We start from the raw sequence: 601 nt of genomic DNA on the forward strand, positions 1-601 counted from the left end.
GTCCTGATGCGAGCGCTCTGGTAGCCTTCCGGCACCCGCATGCGCTGTCCGGTCTGCCACCGCCGCCTCGCTCCCGGCGCGGCGTGTCCCGTGAATGGCGTCCCCGCCGACGAGTCCGGTCCCCCACCGGAGCCGCTGGCGATCCCGGACGTCCCCGGCCTGGCCGGCGCCGCCCTGTTGGGCGTGGGGGGCTTCGCCCATGTCTTCGCCGCGGTGCGCGAGGAGGACGGCCGCGAGGTGGCCCTCAAGGTAGGCCTGGGTCCGCACCACGCGCGCTTCGCCCATGAAGCGGAGGCGCTGCGGCGCGTGGGCCCGCCCACCGTGCCCGCGGTGCTCCAGGAGGGGCGCGTCGGCGGCAGGCCCTTCCTCGTGCAGGAATTGCTGCGCGGCCAGACGCTGGCGGCGTGGATGGCGGCGCTGCCCGGCACTGGCGCCGCGTCCGTGGCGCGCGTGCGCGAGCTGTTCGCGGGGCTGTGTCCGGCGGTGGCGCGCGTGCACGCGGTGGGGCTCGCGCACCGCGACCTCAAGCCGGAGAACCTCTTCCTGCGCGAGGGCGGCGCGCTGAGCCTGCTGGACTTCGGGCTCGCGCGGAGGCTGGAGG

General features: G+C 76.5%; 1 protein-coding gene. It reads left to right on the forward strand.

The window, feature by feature from the left end; translation table 11 throughout:
• Positions 1 to 39: 39 nt before the first annotated feature.
• A partial coding sequence (locus tag D7V93_RS43825) for a protein kinase domain-containing protein (protein WP_147451722.1) occupies positions 40 to 601 on the forward strand: 562 nt, incomplete at its 3' end.

Source organism: Corallococcus llansteffanensis, from assembly GCF_003612055.1.
Classification (GTDB): Bacteria; Myxococcota; Myxococcia; order Myxococcales; family Myxococcaceae; genus Corallococcus; species Corallococcus llansteffanensis.